The sequence below is a fragment of the Limosilactobacillus pulli genome, from assembly GCF_947381555.1.
Classification (GTDB): Bacteria; Bacillota; Bacilli; order Lactobacillales; family Lactobacillaceae; genus Limosilactobacillus; species Limosilactobacillus pulli.
Map to the genome: position 1 here is coordinate 1 of NZ_CANCWQ010000047.1, position 6,868 is coordinate 6,868.

Annotated in this window: 4 protein-coding genes; all 4 read left to right on the forward strand. The window is 36.1% G+C overall.

The genetic code is table 11. The annotated features are described in order from the left end of the window. The first annotated feature begins 101 nt into the window (after window positions 1-101). The gene (locus QOS03_RS08765) at window positions 102-3,278 is read left to right on the forward strand and encodes a DEAD/DEAH box helicase family protein (protein ID WP_283576141.1); all 3,177 of its coding nucleotides are present in this window, start codon (window positions 102-104) and stop codon (window positions 3,276-3,278) included. Further along, complete coding sequence (locus tag QOS03_RS08770; RefSeq protein ID WP_283576142.1) at window positions 3,279-5,249, forward strand: DUF262 domain-containing protein; 1,971 nt, start codon at window positions 3,279-3,281, stop codon at window positions 5,247-5,249. It begins immediately after the preceding gene. 54 nt (window positions 5,250-5,303) lie between these two features. Then, window positions 5,304-5,903, forward strand: coding sequence for a hypothetical protein (locus QOS03_RS08775; RefSeq protein WP_003671675.1), 600 nt, complete (start codon window positions 5,304-5,306; stop codon window positions 5,901-5,903). Between the two features lie 583 nt (window positions 5,904-6,486). Beyond that, the coding region (locus QOS03_RS08780) for a transposase (protein WP_283576143.1) at window positions 6,487-6,868 on the forward strand (382 nt) is incomplete at its 3' end.

Here is a 6,868-nt window from a genome sequence, read left to right on the forward strand (position 1 = left end):
AATTAGTATAAAAAATTGTAGGAAAACCGACAATTTCAAATCGGTGTTTTCCTACATTTTAGAACCGGTGTTAACACCATACTGTTGATGCCAAAGTAAAATTGTTATGGCGTGGCAATGCTCGGTATGAAGATGGGTCCGATGAAACCTTTACCGACCATGATTTTCATGATTACTTAACCCAGAAAAAGCAGATTGAACGGAAACATAGGACAGAATGGTTTCATATTGATGGACCAACATCCCATCACTACTTTCATGAGTTTGCTGATCGTGATTATGGGGATGTTCAAGGTCATGATAAGCATGTTCAGTATGAGCTTCGTAAAGAACAGCAAAAGGCAGTCGATCAAACAATTGCTTACTTTCTTAAAAATGGTGAAGGCAGCGAATTCTTGTGGAATGCTAAGCCACGGTTTGGCAAAACACTCACTGCTTATGATTTAGTCCGTAAGATGCAAATGCAGAATGTACTGGTAGTTACAAATCGACCTAGTATTGCAAACTCCTGGTTTGATGATTTTGACAAATTTATTGCCTGGCAAACTAATCTTAAATTCGTTAGTGAAACGGATGCCCTAAAAGATAAGCCAGTACTTTCTCGTCAGGAATTTATTGATTCCATTTCTGATGGCAATGATTATGGTCAGGTTGTTTTTGAGAGTCTTCAAGGGTTAAAAGGTTCAGTTTACTTTGGTGGAGAATACGACAAATTAAAGTGGATTGAAGATCTTAACTGGGATTTATTGATCATTGATGAGGCCCATGAAGGTGTGGATACTTATAAGACGGATAAGGCATTCGACAAAATCAAACGTAAGTATACACTTCATCTTACTGGTACGCCGTTTAAAGCCCTAGCCAAAGGTAAATTTGCTACAGATCAAATCTACAACTGGTCTTATGCTGATGAACAGCAAGCCAAAGCCGATTGGAATGAAGATGCTGAAGGTGGTAGCAATCCATATGCTGTAATGCCACGTTTAAACATGTTTACTTACCAATTATCAGAAATGATGTCAGAAACTTTAAAACAGGGTGTTGATTTAGACAATGGTGACAAAGCAGATCCAGCATTTGATTTAAATGAATTTTTCAGAACGCAGAATGGTAAATTTGTTTACGATGAAGCAGTGGATCATTTTCTTGACACATTGACTACTGGAGAAAAATACCCATTCTCAACTCCAGAATTAAGAACAGAACTTGCACATACTTTTTGGCTGCTTAACCGAGTAGATAGTGCTAAAGCTCTGGCAAAGAAATTGAAGCAACATTCTGTTTTTAAACATTATCATATTATTCTTGCGGCGGGTGATGGCAAACTTGATGATGACCAATTAAATGATGATCAACTTGAGAAGGCCAATGAAAAGGCATTTGATAAAGTTCAAAAAGCAACTAAAGAATATGATAAAACTATTACTTTGAGCGTTGGTCAATTGACTACTGGTGTAACAGTTAAACCTTGGTCAGCCGTTTTGATGCTGTCTAGTATGAAGAGTCCTGCTGAGTATATGCAGGCTGCCTTTAGAGCACAAAACCCATATACTTTTGAGCGCAATGGTGAATTAGTGCAAAAAGAAAATGCTTATGTTTTTGATTTTGACCCAACACGGACACTGACTGTCTTTGACGAATTTGCTAATGACTTAATGGCTGAAACTTCAAATGGCAAAGGGACCGCTGCTGAGCATGAAACGAACATTCGTAAACTACTGAATTTCTTCCCAGTTATCGGTGAAGATGATAATGGCAAGATGGTCGAGCTTGATGCTAAGCAAGTTATGTCTATTCCTCGTCAGCTAAAGTCACAAGAAGTTGTTAAACGTGGCTTTATGAGTAACTTCTTGTTTACCAACATTTCCCGAATTTTTGCTGCGCCTGCCGAAGTACGTGAAATATTAAATGGTTTAGTAACAGCTAAAGAAGGGAAAGCAAAAAAGACTGAGCAAAATGCTATTGAAGGTGCTGAAGAAGTTTCAGTTAATGATGATGGTGAAGTTGAAATTCCTAAAGAGAAAGTAATTGGTAAATCAAAAGATCTTTTTGGTGACAAAGTTTACTCTGACTTAGGAAACCAGTTAGTAGACTCAGTTTCTGATACTGATAATACGGACTTTAAGACAGCAGCCAAGTCTATTTCTAAGAAAGTCAATGATTCTCTAAATAAAGAAGTTATTAATAGAGTCGCTAATGATTATGGCTTGTCCAAGAGAGAAGCTAAAAAGCAACAACAACAGATTGAAAAGGAAAATGAACAGGCATTAAATAAGATTGCTGACGAGCTTAACGATCAAAAAAAAATAGCCGAAGTTAACTATAAGAAAGAGCAAGCAGCTGCACGTGATCAAGCAGAACTTAACGAAGCTAAAGCAAAATATGAAACTACTGTCCAGAATATTATGAATGATTTTGGCAAAAGAGTACAAGATCACGTCAGGAAGACGGTTGAAGATGTTCCAGCTAAAGTGGTTGAACGTGTTGAAAAGCACGAGGAAGAGCAAAAATTAAATAATGTTGAAGAAGATGCTAGAGCACACCTGCGGGGCTTTTCTCGTACAATTCCCAGCTTTATTATGGCTTACGGTGATAAGAATTTAACTTTGCAGAATTTTGACGATTATACCGAGGATGATGTTTTCAAAGAAGTAACAGGCATCACGGAGGATCAATTCCGTTTCTTGCGTGATGGTGGTGATTATGTTGATGCTGAAACCAATGAAGAGAAACATTTTGATGGTCATTTATTTGATGAAGTAGTGTTTAATGATTCTATTCAGCAGTTCCTTGAAAAAAAGGACCAATTAAGCAATTACTTTGATGACAATAGCACGGAGGATATTTTCGATTATATTCCTCCACAAAAGACTAATCAGATTTTTACACCAAAAGCAGTTGTTAAACATATGGTGGATGATCTTGAAATAAATAATCCAGGTATTTTTGATGATCCTAATAAAAAATTTGCTGACCTATATATGAAGTCAGGGCTGTATATTACCGAAATTGTTAAGCGATTATTTCGCAGTGAGAAGATGAAACAGCTCTTCCCAGCTGACCATGAGCGTATTAAGCATATTATGGAGCACCAGGTATATGGCTTGGCGCCAACGAGGATTATTTATTTGATTTCGACTAACTATATTTTTGGATTTGATAAAGAACTGAAGAATAGTTTACTGGAAAAGCATTTTAAACAGATTGATGCTGCTAAATATGCCCAAGAAGGTACTTTGCAGGAAGTCGTCCAACGAGAATTTGGGGAGGAAGAATAGATGAAAGCTGATAGTATCCATCTGTTTGATTTCCTAGGAAGTGGGAAAACTATTTTTGAAATCCCTGTTTTTCAGCGAAATTATGAATGGGATAAAGCACAGTGTGAGCAGCTTTTTAAGGATTTAACGATAGCTGCACAAAACGATACTGATCATTTTATAGGCGCGATTGTTTATGTTACTGAAACTGGAAATAAGATGAGTCATATCTATCGCATCATTGATGGACAGCAACGTTTAACTAGTTTGACTCTGCTACTAAAGGCATTATCAGATGCTGATAAACAAGACCACGCTGAAATTGAGGAAGAATATTTAACCAATAAATATCTGGATGATAATAATCACCTTAAGTTAAAGCCGGTCGAGCATGACTATGAAGCATTTGAATCTGTTATGAATGAAATGGCTGATTACGATCAGCCGTCAAAAGTCATCGATAACTATCGACTGTTTCAAAAATTGATTAGTAATTCAGACATTGATAGTTCTAAATTGTATGAAGCAATGAATCACTTCAACATGGTTTATATTGAGTTAAGTAGTGATCCTAATGAAGAAAATCCGCAAGTCATTTTTGAAAGTTTAAACTCAACTGGGGTTTCACTCTCATCCTCGGATCTAGTGCGAAACTTTCTTTTAATGAAACTAGATTCGCAGGAGCAGTCGGACCTTTATAAAAAATACTGGGTTAAGATAGAGCGGATGTTTGCAACTAAGACTTTTGCAGAATTTATTCGACATTACTTAGTGGTAAAAACTCATGTATCGGTAAAGAGAAATAATGTTTATGGGAGTTACAAAGACTACTTTATTACTGAAAAATTAAATTCTGAAAACGCATTAGCGGATTTATTTAAGTTTGCCAACTATTATGACCAGATACTAAACCATAAAACTGAAGATAGTGAATTCAACAGGGTTTTGGACCATATTAATGTCATGGATAGTAAAGTAGTGTTCCCTTACTTGATGTTACTAATGGATTTGATAACTTCTGGTGAAATTGATCAAGGACAAGCTAATAGTTTAGCGCATATTTTAGAGAGCTACTTATTCCGTTTAAAGGCATGCCAATTGCCAACAAATGGCTTAAATAAAATTGTTGTTGGACTTTGTGATTTATCAAAGGTAAATGGCAATTTAAAGCTAAGATTGCTACGCCTGCTAAAAGCAAATTTTCCCGATGATCGTAAATTGTCCGATAGCTTGATGGAAGTAGATCTTTATCACCAAAGAAATCACTTAGCTAAATTAGCATTAGTTATTCTGGAAGAGCACCGTACTAAAGAAACAATTGATTTTAACGATGCGCAAGTAGAACATATTATGCCTCAGCGCTTAAATGCAGAATGGCGATTACAAGTTACCAATGCGGATAAGGTCAAAGAGCAATTTGGTGGCACACTAGGTAACTTAACTCTTACTAAGTACAATCAAGAAATGAGTAACAAGCCTTATGATGAAAAAAGAGAATATTATCAAGATTCAAACGTGTTCCTTACTAGAGAAGTAGCGAAGACTTATGACCATTGGGGCAAGGACACCATCACTGACCGCACTGGAAAGCTTACTGATGAGCTAATAAAAATCTTCCCAATGCCGGACATAAAAGAGGTTAGTGAAGAAGAGATTACTGGTGAATACACAATAGACCAAACAGTTGATGTCACTGGTAAGAAACCTGTTCAGATTACTATTAGTGGAGATGACTATTCGGTAAAGACCTGGCGTCAAATGTTAGTTGTTTTTCTGAATGATATTTGGAATAAAGACAGTTTGAATTTTGACCGCATTAAGGAAAATAGGCAGATTGATAGAATGTTATTTAGAGTTAATAGGAATCCAGAAAAGTTGGAAAATGGAACAGAGATTGAAACTAATTTCTCAGCTACCGTTATCTTAGCTATCATTGCAAAAGTCTCTGAAATTTGTGATATTACGGATCAAGTGTCTTATACAGTTAGATAGACAAGCTGAAGGACATTAACATTAACAATTTGCTGCGAAGGGGGATGGTAAAAATTGAGTAATAGGATTGAAAAATTTGAACCAAAAGAATTCATCAAGAGATTTAAAGAACTCTTGCTTGATAAGGAAACAAATAGAATTTTAATTCGTGGATATTTTGATGATGATAAATTACTTCTAGTATTTAGTTGCCTTTATGATTTGGAGGAATTTAATAAGGGTACTGTTGTAATTGGTAACACTACTGTTCCTTATGAAAGGCAATTCCTTGAAAAAGGACTTCGCGAAGTAGTTCCGAAGTTTAATTTAAGAGATTCATTTAACGTGTACGGGATGATTATTAATTTTGTACAATGGAAGAGAAATGTAGATTTGCCATTTGGCTTTGATAAAGACTTTGCACTTTTCCATCCTGTACAGTCGGTATTAGACGGTAAAGATTTTCCAAAATTTTGCGCTACAATAAAGAATGCCAAGGCAAAGAAAAATATCCTAATAACCACTAATGATTTCAATAATACAGCAGAAAAACTTTATCCGTATATTGATGCAACTCTTATTTTGGATACAACGAGAGTTAATGAAGAACACGAAAAAACTTATAAAGTAATTCAAAGTAATCTTCAAGCTGATCACAAAGTTTTACCATATTAAATGTCAAATAACTTTGTTCTTCCGCAGACACTCTGATTTTATTTTGAAACTTATATGTTCCCACAAACCAACAAAATCCGTGAACTACTATTCATCACTAAAAATCCTTCAAGATTCAACTTTTTAGGTTCGAGTAAACGGATGTACTGCTTTTATTTGGATAGCCCCAACCGCCTTAACTAGCGGTTAACCCAAAATGTGTAATTGACCATATGAGCTCGTGGCATATTGAGAGCGTTACTTTGCTTGAACGCGATTAGCAAGAGCGTGAAAGCTTAGAAACGCTCCATGCGAACCGCAGAGAGTGTCGTTGTAATGGAACGAGCGTAGCGAAGTTCAATTACTTACGAATGACTCATGCGATAGTTGTCCGCGACTGGCGAGTGCATGGCACGAAGACAGAGCAGAAACAACAAACTGCAGAGATTGTAACGGTGCTGGAACGCACAGAAAAATAGTCTAGGAACACTAGTATAATGGCATTCTTGATAGATGAAAAGTGTACTAATTCCTGGCTATAATGCCCTCTAAGTATACAGATGAAATAGAAAATTCGTCTGATACTTGGAGGGTGTTTTTAATTATGGGAAGACGAGCCAAATTTTCAGTTCAGCAAAAATTAATTATTATCAAGAAAGCTCAAACAGAATCTATTGAAAGATTAGCTCAGGAATATTGCGTCAACGCACACACCATCAGAAGATGGAAGAGAATGTACAAATACCAGGGAATGAGAGGACTTGAAAGTGCTCACCATAATAAAGTTTATTCCGTTGAGTTTAAGCGCAAATTAGTTGTGGAATTTGAGCATTCAACGGATACCTTAGAAAAATTTGCTTTAAAGCATGGTTTAAAATCCGATTGGCAATTATCACAATGGATTATCCAGTATAATGAATCAAAAGCCACGGTTTATACACCGAGAAAGCGAGATTCAATTATGCCAGGACGCAAAACTACTTTTG